Annotated in this window: 13 protein-coding genes; 10 read left to right on the top strand and 3 right to left on the bottom strand. The window is 71.4% G+C overall.

Translation table 11 applies throughout. The annotated features are described in order from the left end of the window. Window positions 1-100: 100 nt before the first annotated feature. Window positions 101-571 carry a hypothetical protein gene (locus AB8A24_RS00620; protein ID WP_328960358.1) on the top strand — a complete coding sequence of 157 codons (471 nt, stop codon included), beginning with the start codon at window positions 101-103 and terminating at the stop codon, window positions 569-571. A 12-nt stretch (window positions 572-583) separates the two neighbouring features. Here the strand turns inward: AB8A24_RS00620 and AB8A24_RS00615 are convergent, their stop codons facing one another. Together AB8A24_RS00615 and ligA are read right to left on the bottom strand one after the other, a co-directional pair. Further along, window positions 584-1,192: a hypothetical protein gene (locus AB8A24_RS00615; protein WP_328960359.1), complete on the bottom strand. Its 609-nt coding sequence runs from the start codon at window positions 1,190-1,192 to the stop codon at window positions 584-586. Between the two features lie 178 nt (window positions 1,193-1,370). Then, the gene (gene ligA, locus AB8A24_RS00610; protein ID WP_328965777.1) at window positions 1,371-3,419 is read right to left on the bottom strand and encodes an NAD-dependent DNA ligase LigA; all 2,049 of its coding nucleotides are present in this window, start codon (window positions 3,417-3,419) and stop codon (window positions 1,371-1,373) included. A 196-nt stretch (window positions 3,420-3,615) separates the two neighbouring features. On the opposite strand from ligA, the gene AB8A24_RS00605 reads away from it, so the two are divergent. The 3 genes from AB8A24_RS00605 to AB8A24_RS00595 all read left to right on the top strand — a co-directional run bounded on the left by AB8A24_RS00605 (window position 3,616) and on the right by AB8A24_RS00595 (window position 5,552). Further along, window positions 3,616-3,957, top strand: coding sequence for a HopJ type III effector protein (locus tag AB8A24_RS00605; RefSeq protein ID WP_266480592.1), 342 nt, complete (start codon window positions 3,616-3,618; stop codon window positions 3,955-3,957). A gap of 147 nt (window positions 3,958-4,104) precedes the next feature. Then, entirely contained in the window at window positions 4,105-4,353 is a 249-nt protein-coding gene (locus AB8A24_RS00600) for a hypothetical protein (protein ID WP_328960361.1), read from the top strand. Window positions 4,354-4,505: 152 nt separating this feature from the next. Next, a complete protein-coding gene (locus tag AB8A24_RS00595) occupies window positions 4,506-5,552 on the top strand; it encodes a heme A synthase (protein ID WP_369474184.1) in 1,047 nt (348 codons plus the stop codon). 7 nt (window positions 5,553-5,559) lie between these two features. Here the strand turns inward: AB8A24_RS00595 and AB8A24_RS00590 are convergent, their stop codons facing one another. Further along, window positions 5,560-6,300 carry a class I SAM-dependent methyltransferase gene (locus AB8A24_RS00590; RefSeq protein WP_328960363.1) on the bottom strand — a complete coding sequence of 247 codons (741 nt, stop codon included), beginning with the start codon at window positions 6,298-6,300 and terminating at the stop codon, window positions 5,560-5,562. Window positions 6,301-6,867: 567 nt separating this feature from the next. Here AB8A24_RS00590 and AB8A24_RS00585 point away from each other — a divergent pair. The 6 genes from AB8A24_RS00585 to AB8A24_RS00560 all read left to right on the top strand — a co-directional run bounded on the left by AB8A24_RS00585 (window position 6,868) and on the right by AB8A24_RS00560 (window position 15,329). Further along, window positions 6,868-7,107, top strand: coding sequence for a hypothetical protein (locus AB8A24_RS00585; RefSeq protein ID WP_033216052.1), 240 nt, complete (start codon window positions 6,868-6,870; stop codon window positions 7,105-7,107). 102 nt (window positions 7,108-7,209) lie between these two features. Further along, complete coding sequence (locus tag AB8A24_RS00580) at window positions 7,210-8,016, top strand: hypothetical protein (RefSeq protein WP_328960364.1); 807 nt, start codon at window positions 7,210-7,212, stop codon at window positions 8,014-8,016. Further along, the gene (locus AB8A24_RS00575; RefSeq protein WP_369474181.1) at window positions 8,013-10,271 is read left to right on the top strand and encodes an NHLP family bacteriocin export ABC transporter peptidase/permease/ATPase subunit; all 2,259 of its coding nucleotides are present in this window, start codon (window positions 8,013-8,015) and stop codon (window positions 10,269-10,271) included. Before AB8A24_RS00580 ends, AB8A24_RS00575 begins: the two co-directional genes overlap by 4 nt. A 40-nt stretch (window positions 10,272-10,311) precedes the next feature. Continuing rightward, entirely contained in the window at window positions 10,312-13,200 is a 2,889-nt protein-coding gene (locus AB8A24_RS00570; protein WP_369474308.1) for an NHLP bacteriocin export ABC transporter permease/ATPase subunit, read from the top strand. Between the two features lie 31 nt (window positions 13,201-13,231). Beyond that, window positions 13,232-13,798, top strand: a complete 567-nt coding sequence (locus tag AB8A24_RS00565) for a TetR/AcrR family transcriptional regulator (RefSeq protein ID WP_369474180.1) — start codon at window positions 13,232-13,234, stop codon at window positions 13,796-13,798. An 82-nt stretch (window positions 13,799-13,880) separates the two neighbouring features. Continuing rightward, entirely contained in the window at window positions 13,881-15,329 is a 1,449-nt protein-coding gene (locus AB8A24_RS00560; RefSeq protein WP_369474179.1) for an MFS transporter, read from the top strand. The last annotated feature ends 99 nt before the right edge of the window (window positions 15,330-15,428 follow it).

The following is a 15,428-nucleotide window of genomic DNA, read 5'->3' as shown; positions in this document are numbered from 1 at the left end:
ACGCTTCTCGCGTGTGGGCGAGTTCGGGGTCGAAGTCCAGGGGCCGTGCCGGCGAGGGCGCCCGGGAACCGTTCGCCGACCGTCCCCTATGCTCTGGGCCGTGGACGGATATCAAGCCCTGACAGCTTTGATCGATTCGGCCTGGGAGGAGCTGAGGAACCCCGATACGGGCCGCCGGGACCTCTGCCTCGAAGTCGTCAGCGACATCCTGGAAACGGGCCGTCTGACGCAGACCGACGCCGAGCGGGTCGTCGAGCGTCTCGTCACCGTCGCCCTCTCCGACGAGAGTTACGCCATGCGGGAGTCCGCGCTGCACGCGGTCTGCACGTCCTCCAATTGCTACGAACTCCCCTTTCGAGTGGCGGAGCCCCTCGCCGTCGGGGTGGATCGCTTCGAACCCTTGCTCCTCGCCGACGTCCTGAGCATCCTCGGCTGTACGCACGACCAGGCCGCCCTGCCCGTCGTCGAGCGGTTCCTCCGCCACCCGCACCCCGAGGTGAGCGGGGAGGCGTCGGAGGCGGTGAAAGAACTGCGTTGGCGCCGAGAGCCGGCCCAGGACAAGACGGCGTAGCCGAGGCTCGACCTACCGCTCGGCACTCCCGTCCTCACCGTCGATCTCGTAGATCCGCCGTTGAAGCCGTTCACCGGCCCAGTCCAGCCCGACTCCCAGGTCGAACCAGTGCCGATCGCGGCGGACTCCGGGCGGTGCGAGGTTCACCGCCGCCCAGGAGAAGACTCCCAGCAGCAGGGAACGCCCGTGCTGCGATGCGCTCACGGACAACGCAAAGGGCGCGGCGAGTGCGGCACGGGTGACCAACATGATCTGGTCCTCCTCGGAGTTTCGACGCCCGCCCGTGAGGAACCGCGGGGTTTCGAGGATCTTGACCCACTCGACCACGGCGTCTGCCACCTGGGCGCGCAAGGATTCTTCGATCCCCTCTCGGACGGCGGTCGCCGGATCATCGCCGAGCCAGCCGAGCCAGTGATCAGGATCGGTGAGCTTGCCGAAGTCGTCCTGCGGTACCCCGTGGCGGGGATTCTTCTGGTACTCACCTGTCAGTTTCCCGCTGCCGTCCACCAACCACGCGCCGCGGACCGCCTCGGGAGGTACGTAGCCGTTGGGGTCGTCGATGTACGTCGTGTCGATCTCGGCGACGCTGCCACCAGGATTCTCGGCAGCCGCAGCCAGCAAGGCCGGCTCGTTCGGTATGCCCTTGCGTCGACCTCGCGAACCGAAGAGCCCCACGATCCCACCCCCACCGTCGCCCACCCTGTTGATCACGATTGTGCCGCACCGGAGTGCGCCGCATGAGGAGGATGCGCGGGACAGGGACAGATGTCCGAGGCAGGCGGAACCTTCCGGACAGCCCCTAGGGGGTGGGGAGGAGATCCGCGACGAGGGCGGCGAATTCCTCGGGGTCGAGGATGCGGATGCCCAGGTCTTCGGCCTTGGCGCGCTTGGAGCCGGCCTTCTCGCCCGCCACCACGAGGGTGGTGCGCTTGGACACCGACGACGACGCCTTCCCGCCGGCCCGCTCGATCAGCTCGTTCATCTCGTTCCGGGACAACTCCGCGAGGGGGCCGGTCATGGCTCCGGTCACCACGACGGCCTGTCCGGCCAGCGGGCCGCCCGTCGCGTCCTCGCCGTCGTCTCCGTCGGTCTCGGGCTTCAGCGGCTCGGTGACCTGCGTGCCGACCCGTTGGGCCTGGAGTTTGTCGAGGAGCGGGGCGAGTTCGACGAGTTCGGCCGCGATGACGCGGGCCTTCTCGGTGCCGATGCCGTCGACCCCGGCCAGCGTGTCCGCGTCGGCCGCCCTGATCGCGGCCATCGAGCCGAAGTACGCGGCGATCCGGCGGGACATCGTACGCCCGGTGCCGCGGACGCCGAGGGCACAGAACACGCGGCTCAACGCGGCCCCGCGGGCGGTCTCGATCGCGGCCAGCAGGTTGGCGGCACTGGTCTCACCCATCCGCTCCAGACCAAGGAGCTGCTCGCGGGTGAGCGTGAACAGGTCGGCGACGTCATTGACCAGACCGGCCTCCACCAGCTGGATCGCACGCGTGCCACCGAGGCCTTCGATGTCGAGCTGGTCCCGGCCTGCCGCGTAGATCACCGAGGCCACCGCCTGACAGCTCCGGCCGCGCACGCACCGCCACCGCTGCTCGGACGTGTCGATCGCGTCGCCACAGCGGGGACACACCTCGGGGAAGACGATCGGGCTCTCGGCGCCGGTGCGCTGGTCGACCAGCGGTGCCTCGACCCGGGGGATCACGTCGCCGGCCCGGTACACGAACACCTGGTCGCCGATCATGAGCCCGCGGCGGGTGATGTCGGACGGGTTGTGAAGCGTGGCGTAGGTGACCGTCACCCCGTCGATGACCACGGGCTCCAGGACGGCGCGTGGGGCGATGATCCCGGTCCGGCCGACGTTCCACTCCACCGCCAGCAGGCGGGTCACCTTGTGTTCGGCCGCGAGTTTCCGGGCCACCGCCCACCTCGGGGCGCGCGAGCCGTTGCCTGCCTGCCGCTGGTCCTCGGCGGTGTCTGCCTTGACGACGACACCGTCGATGCCGAACGGCAGGTCTCCGCGCAGCCCGGCGATCATGTCGATACGTTCCTGCACCTGCTCCACGGTCTCGCATCGCATCGGGGCGACGGCCGTGCTCGCTGCCGTGTTCGCGCCGAGCGCGGCCAACCGCTGCAGCAGAGCGACGTGGCCGAGGTCGTCCGGGCCGATCGCGCTGTAGGCGAAGAAGGTCAGCTCGATCCGGTAGGGGCGGTCCTTGGCCCGCAGGGTGCCGGCCGCGCCGCTGCGCGGGTGCGCGAAGGGCGTGGCCTCGTGGGCGAGCCGGATCCGATTGGCCTCCTCGAACTGCGCGGTCGTCAACAGCACCTCGCCGCGCAGTTCGACGTCGACCTGCTCGGTGAGGACCGGCGGCAGACCGAGGACGGCGTCGGCGGCGTGGGTGATGTCCTCGCCGGCCAGGCCGTCGCCGCGGGTGAGGACCTGAACGAGCCGGCCACCCCGGTACCGGGCGGCCACCGCGAGGCCGTCGAGCTTCGGCTCCACACACCACCCGGCCACCGGGTGCCCGAGACGCCGTTCCAGCCCTGCGGCCCACTCGGCGAGCTCATCGGCGTCGAAGACGTTGTCGAGGGAGAGCATCGGCACCGAGTGCGGGACGTCACCCTGCACGGCCCCGCCCGCCACCTTCCCGGTCGGCGACGCGGCGAGCGCCTCGTCCGGGTGGGCCTCCTCGTAGGCCGCGATGGCGCGCAGCAGCCCGTCGTACTCGTCGTCACCGAGCGGGGTGGTCCCGTCGCCGTAGTAGGCGGCCGAGGCCGCCACGGCGGTGGTCACGGCCTCCACGTAGGCGGCGGGAGAGAGCAGGGCACTGTTTTCGGTCATGGAAGTCATCATCCTGCCCGGCACTGACAACGCGCCGCCCGGGCCGGAACCGGGTCTCGGCGGGTCGCCCCGGCGCCCATCGTGACCTGCGTAGATGCCGCTCGTTCCGACATGTGGCCCGATTCCTGCCGGCCGGTCGCGAGGGGCTATCGTCCCCCGGTCACGGACGGCAAGCGGATCGTCCGTCCAACCCGAGGGAACCGAGATGACCGATCTGAACCAGCTGCGGGCAAGCCTTGCGTCGGGTGAACACGAGTTCGCCGACACCTTGGCCTTCGTCACCGCGCATTACGCGTACCAGCCGCAGGCGTTCCGCAACGGCGAACTGGAGAACGCCGCAGGTGAGAACGAGGGTTCCTGCAAGACGCTGGGGCTGGCCCTGTTGGAGGGACTGAGCGACCAGGAAGCTCTGCAGGCATTCGGCGAGCACTATCGCAGCGTGTTGGCAACGCCGAACGACACCGATCACGGCAACATCCGCAACCTCATGGCCCATGGCCTGGCAGGGGTGAGCTTCGCCGGGCAACCGTTGACCCGCACGAGCTGAACACCGACGGCACCGGCGGCGGGGTGAACCCGGTCTCGGTGAGGGGCTGCCGTGGCGGCAGCCCCCGTGTCGGAGGGCGGATATGGGTGCCGGCACCCACCTGGACCCACGCCATACAGGTGATCGTGCCGCGCCGACGGGGAGTGAATGCCGGAGGGATTCGACCAGGAGTGGGGTCAGCTGCGCGCTGGCGCGGCCGACCGGCAGATGGACATGCGGTTCAACGGAACAGGGGCTCCCGCGGGGCCATTGGCACCCGGGGGCTCGGGAACCTTCGCGTCGACACCGGCGCAGAAGTCGGCGACGGCGGACACGATCCAGACCGAGCTGGAGCCGCGGGCGAAGACCGCCACGGAGCACGCGGACGGGGCGACGAACACGGCCGTGCAGGGGTGAAGGTCGGCGTTCAGGAGCCGTCGGGTGCACGGGACTTGACGGATCCGGGCCCTTCCGTCGTGTGGGGACGCCTCGTCGGACCGGAGAAAACGCGCGGCGTAGGCTGAGGTTCCGCGCACGGCGCGTCGACGCGCCAAAGGGGAAGGCTGATCGTGCGAACTCCGCTCTCATGGCTCGCCGGCAGGTACTCGCTCGGAGCGAGAAGCGTCAGAGCGGCCGCTCTGGGTTCGGTCGTGGCGAGTATCGCGATCATCGTGACCGGTGGAATCGTCCGCGTCACCGGCTCCGGTCTCGGCTGCACCGATTGGCCCATGTGTACGGGAGAGACGCTGGCCCCCACCGCGGAAATGGGAGTGCACGGCGTCATCGAATTCGGCAACCGGCTGCTGACCGGGGCGCTGTGCGCGGTGGTGGGCTGGGTCATCATCACCGCGCGACTCCAGGAGAAGCCGATGCCCGCGGTGCTGCGGGGAGGCTGGGCGCAGTTCTGGATCGTCGTCCTCAACGCCGTCGTCGGCGGAGTGACGGTATGGATGCGGCTGAGCCCGTACATCGTCGCCGCGCACTTCCTCGCCGCCACGCTGCTGCTCACCGCCGCGGTCTACACCTGGCACGCGGCGTACGCCGATACCGGGGCCGGGGCCGCGGGCGGGGCCGGGGCCGACGGTCCTTCGGGGGGCAGCGGGGGCGCCCTGCCCGGTGTGGCGGCCCCGCTCGCGCCGGGGCTCGCCGCGCGGATCCGGTCACTGTCGGCGGCCTTGGTCGCGGTGACGGCCCTGCTGGTGGGCGTGGGTACGCTCGCCACCGGTTCCGGACCGCACGCGGGTGACTCCTCCGACGTGCCGCGCATGCCCTTCGACTGGACGGCCGTGACCGTGGTCCACGGCGTGCTGGCCGGGGCGGTCCTGGTCCTGGCCGGAGTGCTGTTCTCCCTGCTTCCCCGGGACGGCCTCGGGGCCGCGCGGCGCAAGGCCGCCGTCTTCCTCGCCGTGCTCCTGGGTCAGGGCGTGGTGGGGCTCGTGCAGTCACTGACGGCCTTGCCCTCACTCGTCGTGATGCTCCACCTGTTGGGCTCGGCTCTCGTGTGGACGGGCGTACTGCAGGTGCATCTCACGATCAGGAGGGCCGCTTTCGCTCGTTCCGATCCGCCGGCCGGCGCCCCGCTGCCGCGTGCGCGCGGCGCCGCGACGCACGTATAGCCCGACCTCAGGTCGGCTTGCGCCACACGGAGATGTGCTTCGCGGAGTCCTGGGTGAACGGAGCCCCGTCCCAGTCCGCGACGCGACGTTCCAGTTCGAGCCCGGCGATCCGTGCCATCAGGTCGAGCTCTGCCGGCCAGGCGTACCGGTGCCGGGAGTGGTCGCGGCGGTAGCGGCCGTCGTCGCCGTCGCGGGTGAAGTGGTGCGAGACGAGGATCTGTTCGACCAGGTCGAAGGTGTCGAAGCCGAGATGCCGCTCGGAGACGTCGAACGGTACGGCGACCTGGCCGGGCGGCAGGAAACGCAACGGTGGCACACCCAGCTCGATGACGAATCGGCCGCCGGGCTCCAGATGACGTGCGGCGTTGCGGAAGCACTCGACCTGCTCGTCCTGCGTCAGCAGGTTCGTGATGGTGTTGTAGACGAGATAGACGAGGGTGTACTCGCCGGGGACGACCGTGGTGGCCATGTCCCCGATGGTGACAGGGAGCGTGCTCTCGTCGATCTTGCGCCGCAGCACCGCCGCCATGTGCTCCGACAGTTCGATACCCACGACCGGCACGCCGCGTTCCCGGAGCGGGACGCCCACTCGTCCGGTTCCGATGGCGAACTCCAGCGCCCGGCCGTCTCCGGCGAGCTCGGCCAGGAAGTCGAGAGTCGGTCCGAGGACGGCAGCCGAGGACGTCTCGGCCTCCTCGGCGTCGTAACGGTCGGCGGTCGCACGGGTCCACAGTTCACTGGTCGTCACGGACGGCCACTCTGCCGGGCGCCGAGTGACGCTGTCGAGGCATTTACGTTCTGCGCGGCGCAGGAGTTCTCGGGCGGCCTTGTCGAGGGCACACCGGTGCGGAACTTGCGGACGATGCCGTCCAGCACCTGCGGTGATCCCGCCGGCGACGCGCCTTCCCCCCCTCCCCCGCGCGCACCGGGCGTGACCGGGTCATCACCCCGCGCGTCCTGCGAAAACCTGCACATCGCGTTCGCGAACTCGACAACCGACCTCCTCAGCAGAGCGATAAGCCCGATACGTCCCGCCCCTTTCATGGCTTTTTTTCCTGCTTCGCTCCATGTAAGCAGCGCGTCGGTCGTATCTGTTACTCGATTCTGTGAAGAAGTCGCCACCATTCGGTGAATCAAGCTGCACGTCCGTCGACAGAGGTGCCCGTCCGCCCGTGACGGGAAGTCAACGGGATTGGGTGAGGGGCTCGTTCGCGTGCTTTCATCTTGCTCATCGCAGCAGTCCGGAACGGCGGCCGAGTTCCGCGTCGCCGACCGCGCGGTGATGAATTCCTCCCCCCAATGAAAGGTGCGCGCCATGCGTAACGACATCGAGACCCGTGAGATCGACGACACCGAGCTGGACGCCGTGTCCGGCGGCATCATCAGCGTGTCCGGCGGCCTGGCCGGCGCCGTGACCAGCGATGTCAGCAACGTCGTGGGCCTCGTGGGCTCCCTCGACACCGTCCGTACCGCGACGGGCATCGTCTCCCACGTCCCCGGCCTCGTCACGGGCATCACCGGTGTTTCGGTGAACGCCGGTCGCGCCGGTCTCTGATCGGGAAATACCCGTGAACCCCGGAGCGTCCCCCACGGCTCCGGGGTTCTCGGCCGTCCGTATGTGTGCCCGGCCATATGTGTGCAGTTGAAGGAACAGTCCGTGCAGTTTCGCCAAAAGGCTCTTTCCAAGCTGGAATCGCCGGAGGAATTCGACCTGCCCGTTCGCTTTGCGCGCCCGCAGGGTCGACTGGTCCTGGCCGTCACGGTCGCCGTCATGGCGGCCGCGGCCTATTGGGCCTGCACCGGCACCGTGTCGTCCAAGCTGAGCGCGTCCGGCATCCTCACCCGGGCCGAGGGCAGCTACGTGCTGCAGACACCGGTCGCGGGACAGGTGACCGGAGTCCTCGCCGAGGAGGGCCAGATGCTCACCGCCGGTGCGCCCGTGCTCAACGTCCGTACGGAGCAGGGGGAACGGCCCGTGCGCGTGGTGGCCGGCGGCCGGCTGACGACGCTGGTCGCCAAGGTGGGTTCGGTCATCGCCATGGGCGGCGACGTGGCCACCGTGGAGCGTGTGAAGGATCCCGCGGACCCGCTGGTGGCCGTGCTGTACGTGCCCGGCGGCAGCGGCTCGTCGATCGCCGTGGGCGCCTCGGTCGACCTGAACGTCCAGTCCGTCCCGCAGCAGCGGTTCGGCACGCTGCGCGGGCGCGTCACGCAGGTCGGCCGTGCCCCCCTGACACGGGCGCAGATCGGCGGCTTCCTCGGCGACAGCGGGCTCGCCGAACAGTTCTCCCGCCACGGCAGCCCGGTGGCGGTGGTCGTACGGCTCGAACGCTCCACCTCCACGCCGTCCGGCTACCGGTGGTCCTCCGCGGACGGGCCCCCGTACACCGTCGATTCGAGGACTCCGGTCACCGGAGCCGTCCACCTCGCCGCGCAGCGCCCCGTCGACTGGCTGCTGCCGTGACCGCGCCGCAGCGAACTCCCGCCGGGCGCCGGCGCCACCGCCCCGAGCCGAAGGGCGGCTCCCGCCGCAGGCCCGCGCCCGCGCCCGTGCCCAGGGGCCGGATCCCCCGCCCCGTACGCACCCCCACCGTGCTGCAGATGGAGGCGGTGGAGTGCGGCGCCGCCGCCCTGGCCATGGTGCTCGGGCACCACGGCCGTTTCGTCCCGCTCGAAGAACTGCGCATCGCGTGCGGCGTCTCCCGCGACGGCTCCCGCGCCGGCAATCTCCTCAAGGCCGCGCGTGGGTACGGGCTCACGGCCAAGGGCATGCAGATGGACCTGGCCGCGCTCGCCGAGGTGAGCGCCCCGGCCATCCTCTTCTGGGAGTTCAACCACTACGTCGTCTACGAGGGCACGGCCCGGCGGCTCGGCCGCAGGGGCGTGTACGTCAACGACCCCGCCAAGGGCCGCCGGTTCGTCCCGATGGAGGAGTTCGACACCAGCTTCACCGGGGTCGTCCTCGTCTTCGAGCCCGGCGACGGGTTCCGCCGCGGTGGCCGCAGGCCGGGCGTCATGGGGGCGGTGCCGGCCCGACTGCGGGGCACTTCGGGCACCATGGCCGCGGCCGTGGTCGCCAGCCTCCTGCTGGTCGCCGTCGGCGTGGCGGTGCCGGCCCTGAGCCGTACGTACATCGACATGTTCCTCATCGGCGAGCAGACGTCCCTGTTGGGGGTGCTGTTCGCCTCGATGGCCGTCGCCCTCGTCCTCACCGCGACCCTCACCGCGCTGTTGCAGGCCAACCTGCTGCGCGGGCGGATCATCTCCTCCACGCTGAGCAGTGCCCGCTTCTTCCGGCACCTGCTGAGGCTTCCGGTCACCTTCTACTCCCAGCGCAATCCGGCCGATCTGGTCCAGCGCCTGCAGTCCAACGACGCGGTCGCCGAGACCCTCGCCCGGGACCTGTCCGCCGCCGGCGTGGACGCCGTGGTGGTCGTGCTCTACGCGGTGCTGCTGTGGACGTACGATCCGCAGCTCACCCTGGTCGGGGTGGCCGTGGCGCTGCTCAACGTCGTCGCGCTGCGGATCGCGATCCGGCTGCGGGCCACCGGTACCCAGAAGCTGCGCGCCGAGAGCGCCCGGCTGACCAACACCGCGTACAGCGGTCTCCAGCTCATCGAGACGATGAAGGCGACGGGCGGCGAGAACGGCTTCTTCCGCCGCTGGGCCGGACAGCACGCGGTCACCCTCGACGTGCAGCAGCGGCTCGGCGTGCCCAGCGCGTGGTTGGCGATCGTCGCGCCCACGCTCGCGGCGTTCAACAGCGCGCTGATCCTGACGATCGGCGGCCTGCGGGCGGTGGAGGGACATCTCACCGTGGGCCTGCTCGTCGCCTTCCAGGCCCTGGTGACCAGCTTCACCGCCCCCATCTCCCGGCTGGGCGGCGTCGCCGGCCGGATCCAGGACTTCGCGGCCGACATCGCCCGACTGGAGGACGTCGAGAACTTTCCGGTCGACCGGGTCTACTCACGGCGCGAGCCCGCGGCCTCCACCCGTCGCCTCAAGGGCCATGTGGAGCTGGACCGCATCACCTTCGGCTACAACCCGCTGGACGCCCCGCTGCTCCAGGACTTCTCGCTCACGGTCGGACCGGGGCAGCAGGTCGCGCTCGTCGGGGGCTCCGGCAGCGGCAAGTCCACCGTCTCCCGGCTGGTCTCCGGGCTCCACGCCCCGTGGGCCGGGGCCATCCGGATCGACGGGATGCGGCTGGAGGACATCCCGCGCGGCGCGTTGGCCGCATCCGTGTCCTTCGTCGACCAGGACGTCTTCCTCTTCGAGGGGACCGTCCGCGACAACGTCACACTGTGGGACCCCTCCATCACGGACGAGGCCGTCGTCGCCGCCCTCCAGGACGCCGCCGTGCACGAGGTGGTGGCCCGCCGCCCCGGCGGCATCCACAGCCGCGTCGAGCAGGACGGCCGTAACTTCTCCGGCGGCCAGCGCCAGCGTCTGGAGATCGCGCGGGCGCTGGTGCGCCGCCCCAGCGTCATGGTGCTCGACGAAGTGACCAGCGCCCTGGACGCGGTGACGGAACAGCTCATCATCGACAATCTGCGTCGCCGCGGCTGCGCCTGTGTGGTCATCGCCCACCGGCTGAGCACGGTGCGCGACAGCGACGAGATCGTCGTCCTCGACCGGGGCACGGTCGTGGAGCGCGGACGGCACGATCATCTGGTCGCCGCGCAGGGACCGTACGCCGCACTGGTCAAGGAGCACTGAGGTGACGTACGCGCACCACACCACGGCCGGCGGCACAGCCATCGCTGCCGGCGCCGTCGGCCCGTCGGGCGGGGCTCCGGATCCCGTCGTCGCGGCTCTGGGGGCGCTGGGCACGCCCGTCGACTGCGCGGGGGTGGGCAGCCTCTCCCTGGAAGGGCCGCTCGTCCTGTGGCTGGTCGTGGAGGGCGAGCTGGACCTGTTCGCCGTGGACGCCGCGCAGTCGGGGCACTGGCACTTCCTGGGCCGGCTGGAGCCGGGCACGCTGCTGCTCGGTCCGGCCGAAGGCCCCGACCACACCCTGGTCGGCCGCCCCCTGCAGGGCTGCCGGCTGCGCCGCGTCGAACTGCGGGAGCTGCAGCGCACGCAGTACCCGCAGTACCCGCAGTACCCGGAGTACGGGGCCGGGTTCCACGGCGGCCCGTGGCACGCCGACGGTGGGCATCACGGCGCGGCCGCCGCAGGACGGCCGAGCCCGCTGGAGGACGCCTTCGCGCGCGGCATCGGCCGCGGTCTGCGCGTGCTCTACGAGGCACCGCTGGACGGCACCGCCACCACCGGGCACGGCGGGGCCGACGACGACATCCTGTGGATGCGGATCACCCCCGGCAGCGTGCAGTACGGCGCCGTGTACGAAGCGGAGGCGGTCGGCACCCTCCTCGTCGACGCGGCGATGTGGCAGGGCATGGTCGACCAGCAGTATCGGCTGCTGTACGCCCTGGACGGCTGGATCGAACAGCTCGAGCGTGCGCACGAGGACCGTACCGCGGCCGGGATCGAGGCGGGCCGGGCCGCCCGCACCCAGGCGGACCGGACCCTGCTGGCGTCCATCGTCCGCTCCGGCGGCCGGGATTCCCACCGGGGCGGGGACGTCGACGCGACCCTCGCCGCGTGCCGCCTCGTGGCCGGGGCGGCCGGCATCACCCTGACCGCGCCGGGTGAGGTGGGCACCACCTCCGAGCAGCTGGATCCCGTCGAACGCATCGCGCTCGCCTCGCGGATCCGCACGCGCACGGTCGGTCTCGGCGGGCGTTGGTGGCGGGAGAACAGCGGGCCGTTGGTGGGCCGGCGCGCGAAGGACGGCGCGCCCATCGCGCTGCTGTGGCGACGCGGCGGCTACGAGGCGGTCGACCCCGCCACCGGCCGGCGCGAGCGCGTCGGCAGCAGCGACGAAGCCACCTTCGAACCGCGCGCCGTCATGCTGTACCGCCCCCTGCCCGACGGGCGGGTGGGTCTGCCCGCGCTGCTCCGCTTCAGCGTGCGCGGCACCTTCCCCGAGCTGCGCGGCCTGCTGCTGGGCGGGCTGGTCGCGGTGGTCCTGGGCGCCCTGGTGCCGGTCGCCACCGGTCAGGTCCTCGGCCGGTACGTCCCGCAGGGCGAGACCGGCCTGATCGTGCGGACCGGGGTGGCGCTGGTCGCGACCGCCGTGGTCTCGGCCGTCTTCATGCTGCTGCAGAACACCTCCCTGCTGCGCATGGAGGGTCGTATCGAGGCCACCTTGCAACCGGCCGTGTGGGACCGGCTGCTGCGGCTGCCGGCGACGTTCTTCGCCGGTCGCTCCACCGGCGAGCTGGCCGGCGCGGCGATGGGCATCAGCGCGATGCGCCGCGTGCTGTCCGGCATCGGCCCGGTCTGCGTACAGGCGGGCGCGGTCGGCGTGGTGAGCCTCGTGCTGCTGCTCGTCCACAGCGTGCCGCTGGCGCTGGCGGCGCTGGCCATGCTGGTCGTCATCGCGGTGGTCTTCCTGGGCCTGGGGCTGTGGCAGTTGCGGTACGAGCGCCGGCTGAACACGCTCGGCCTCCGGCTGGGCAACCAGGCCTTCCAGACCTTGCGGGGTCTGCCCAAGCTGCGCGTCGCCGCGGCCGAGAGCTTCGCGTACGCGGCCTGGGCACGGGAGTTCGCCCGTACCCGTGACCTGCACCAGCGGATCGGCCGGACCCAGAACGTGCTCACGGTCCTGGGCGCCGTTTACCTGCCGCTGTGCACGCTGGTGATGTTCGTGCTCCTGGCCGGCCCGGCCCGCGGCGCCATGTCCGCCAGTGAGTTCCTCACCTTCAGCACCGCGCTGACGATGCTGCTGTCGTCGGTCACGCAGGTGACCGGGGCGCTCATCTCGGCCGCCGCGGTTCTGCCGATGTTCGAGCAGATCCGGCCGCTCCTGCGGGAGATCCCCGAGGTGGACCGTGCCAGTACCCGACCCGGAGAGCTGACCGGTGCCATCGAGGCCAAGAACCTGTCCTACCGCTACGCCGACGACGGCCCGCTCGTTCTCGACGACGTCAGCCTGCGGGTCGGACCGGGCGAGTTCGTCGCGATCGTCGGGGCCAGCGGCTGCGGCAAGTCGACACTGCTGCGACTGCTCATCGGCTTCGACCGGCCCGTCTCGGGCAGTGTGCTCTACGACGGCCAGGACCTGGCGGCGCTCGACCGGGCGGCCGTACGGCGCCAGTGCGGGGTCGTGCTGCAGAACGCCCAGCCGTTGACCGGCTCGATCCTCGACTGCATCCGCGGCGCCGGGACGTTCTCACCGGAGGAGGCGTGGGAGGCGGCCGCGATGGCGGGCCTGGCGGCGGACATCAAGGCCATGCCGATGGGCATGCACACCATCCTGTCCGACGGTGGTGGGACCGTCTCGGGCGGTCAGCGCCAGCGGCTGATGATCGCCCAGGCCCTCATCCGAAAGCCGCGCGTCCTCTTCCTCGACGAGGCCACCAGCGCGCTGGACAACGAGGCCCAGCGGGTGGTCATCGAGTCCACGCGCGCATTGCGGGCCACCCGCCTCGTGATCGCCCACCGGCTCTCGACGGTCATGGACGCCGATCGCGTGATCGTGATGTCGGACGGTCGGATCGTGCAGCAGGGGCCGCCCGCCGAGCTGCTGGCCGACACGACGGGTCTCTTCCACGGGCTGGTACGTCGGCAGCTGCGTTGACACACGAAAGTGTGAGTGGTTGAGTACTCACATGAAGAGCGAACGACCCCGCCAGCTGTCCACCGCCGAGGAGCGTCGCGAGACGGTGCTGCGCACCGCCATCGGCGCCTTCGCGGCGCGCGGCTACTGGGGTACCACCACGACCGAGGTGGCGAAGGCGGCCGGCATCTCGCAGGCGTACGTCTACCGCTTGTTCCCGAACAAGGAACTGCTGTTCACCGCGGTGGTCGAGCACTGTTTCGTCCAGGTCCGGGCCGCTCTGGAGCGGGCGGCGGCCGAGGCGCGGGGCAGCTCCCCCGAGGCGGCGCTGGAGGCCATGGGGGACGCGTACGCACTGCTGATCAGCGACAACGACCTGATGCTGATCCAGCTGCACGCGCAGGCCGCGGCCGTTTCGGAGCCCGCCGTCCGCGAGGCGGTCCGGCAGGGATACGCCCGACTGGTGGAGTACGTCCGCGGCGCCTCGGGCGGTACCGAGGGGCAGGTCCAGGAGTTCTTCGCACGCGGCATGCTGTGTCACCTCATCGTCTCCATGGGCGCCGACGAGGTCGACGCCCCCTGGACCCGCACCCTGACCGCGGGCATCAGGCACTTCTGACGTCCGACCGGCGGCGGGGCACACGGCTCCGCCTTTTCTTCGGCATAAAGAGTGAGTGGTTAACCACTCAAGGAGGATCGTAGTGAGGACCGCCACCAGCCGGAGCCCCGGAGCGGCGCTCGCCGCTCTGGCGGGAGCGCAGTTCACCGTCATGCTCGCCACCTCGATCGTGAACGTGGCCCTGCCGCAGATCCGCGACGGCGTAGGGCTGTCGGACAACGGCACCACGTGGGTGGTCAACGCCTACGGCCTGGCCTTCGGCGCGCTGCTGTTGGCCGGCGGCAGGGCGGCCGACCTCATCGGCCGACGCCGGGTGCTGCTCACGGGGATCGCGGTGTTCGGCGCCGCGTCACTGGCGGCCGGACTGGCCGCCTCGTCCCCGGCCCTGATCGCGGCCCGTGCGGCGCAGGGACTGGGCGCGGCGGCGATCGCCCCGGCGGCGCTGGCCCTGCTGATGGAGCTGTTCCCGCCGGGACCCGGGCGGGGCCGGGCACTGGGAGTGTGGGGCGCCGTGTCCGGCGCGGGAGGCGCGGCCGGAGTCCTGTTCGGTGGCGTCCTCACCCAGGCGTGGGGCTGGCCGTGGATCTTCTACGCCGTCGCCCTCGGCGCGCTCCTGGTCCTGGTCGGGGTCGCCGTGAGCGTGCCACGGACCCCGGTCACCGGCGGCGGCGGGTTCGACCTGCCCGGCAGCGTCGCGATCACCCTCGCGCTGACCTCGTTGGTGTGGGGCCTGACCACGGCCCGCCGGTCGGGCTGGACGCACGACTCCGTCCTCGGGGCCTTCGCCGTCACCGCGGTACTGGCGGCCGTGTTCGTCCTGGTCGAGCGCCACCACCCGAACCCGCTGCTGCCGCCGCGCCTGTTCCGGGCCGGTCGGGTCGCCGCCGGCAACCTGCTGATGGCCCTGCTGGGCTCGGTGTGGATCGCCCTGTTCTTCTTCCTTCCGCTCTACCAGCAGCAGGTGCTCGGCTCCAGTCCCTTGGTCGCGGGGCTCGGTCAGCTCCCCTTGGCCGTGGCCAACATGCTCGGCTCCACCCTCGCCCCGCGGATCGCCCGCCGGATCGGCGCCACGGCGACGGTGACCACGGCCCTGCTGGTCGAGGCGGCCGGGCTGCTGTGGCTGTCCCGGATCAGTGCCGACGGCGGTTACCTCACCGACGTCCTCGGCCCGAGCACCCTGATCGGCCTGGGCCTGAGCATCGCCTTCGTCCAGCTCACCGCCCTGTCCGTGGAGGGCGTCACCGGGCAGGACGCCGGGCTGGCCGGTGGTCTGGTGAACACCACCCGACAGGTCGGCGGCGCGATCGGTCTCGCCGTCCTGGCCACCCTCGCCGGCACCACCACCGCCGGAGCGGCCGGACACCAGCCGCACCTCGAAGCGCTCACCGCCGGCTACCGCATGGCCTTCGGCATCTCCTCCGCCGTCCTCGCGGCCACCGCCGCCCTCACCCTGCTCCTCGACCGGGCCCTGCACGACGCGCTGACCTCCTGGCTCGCCGCCCTGAAAGCCCGCGCCGAACAGGCCGACTGACCTGGGCCACCGGCCGCACACCCACGCACCCACGCACCCACGCACCCACCGACGCACCCCACCGACACCCACACGCACACCCACACACCGAGCGAGGTT

It is taken from the genome of Streptomyces sp. BF23-19, from assembly GCF_041106355.1.
Lineage (GTDB): Bacteria > Actinomycetota > Actinomycetes > Streptomycetales > Streptomycetaceae > Streptomyces > Streptomyces virginiae_A.
Note: the sequence above shows the minus strand (reverse complement) of the source record. Positions and strands in the feature narration are given on the sequence as shown.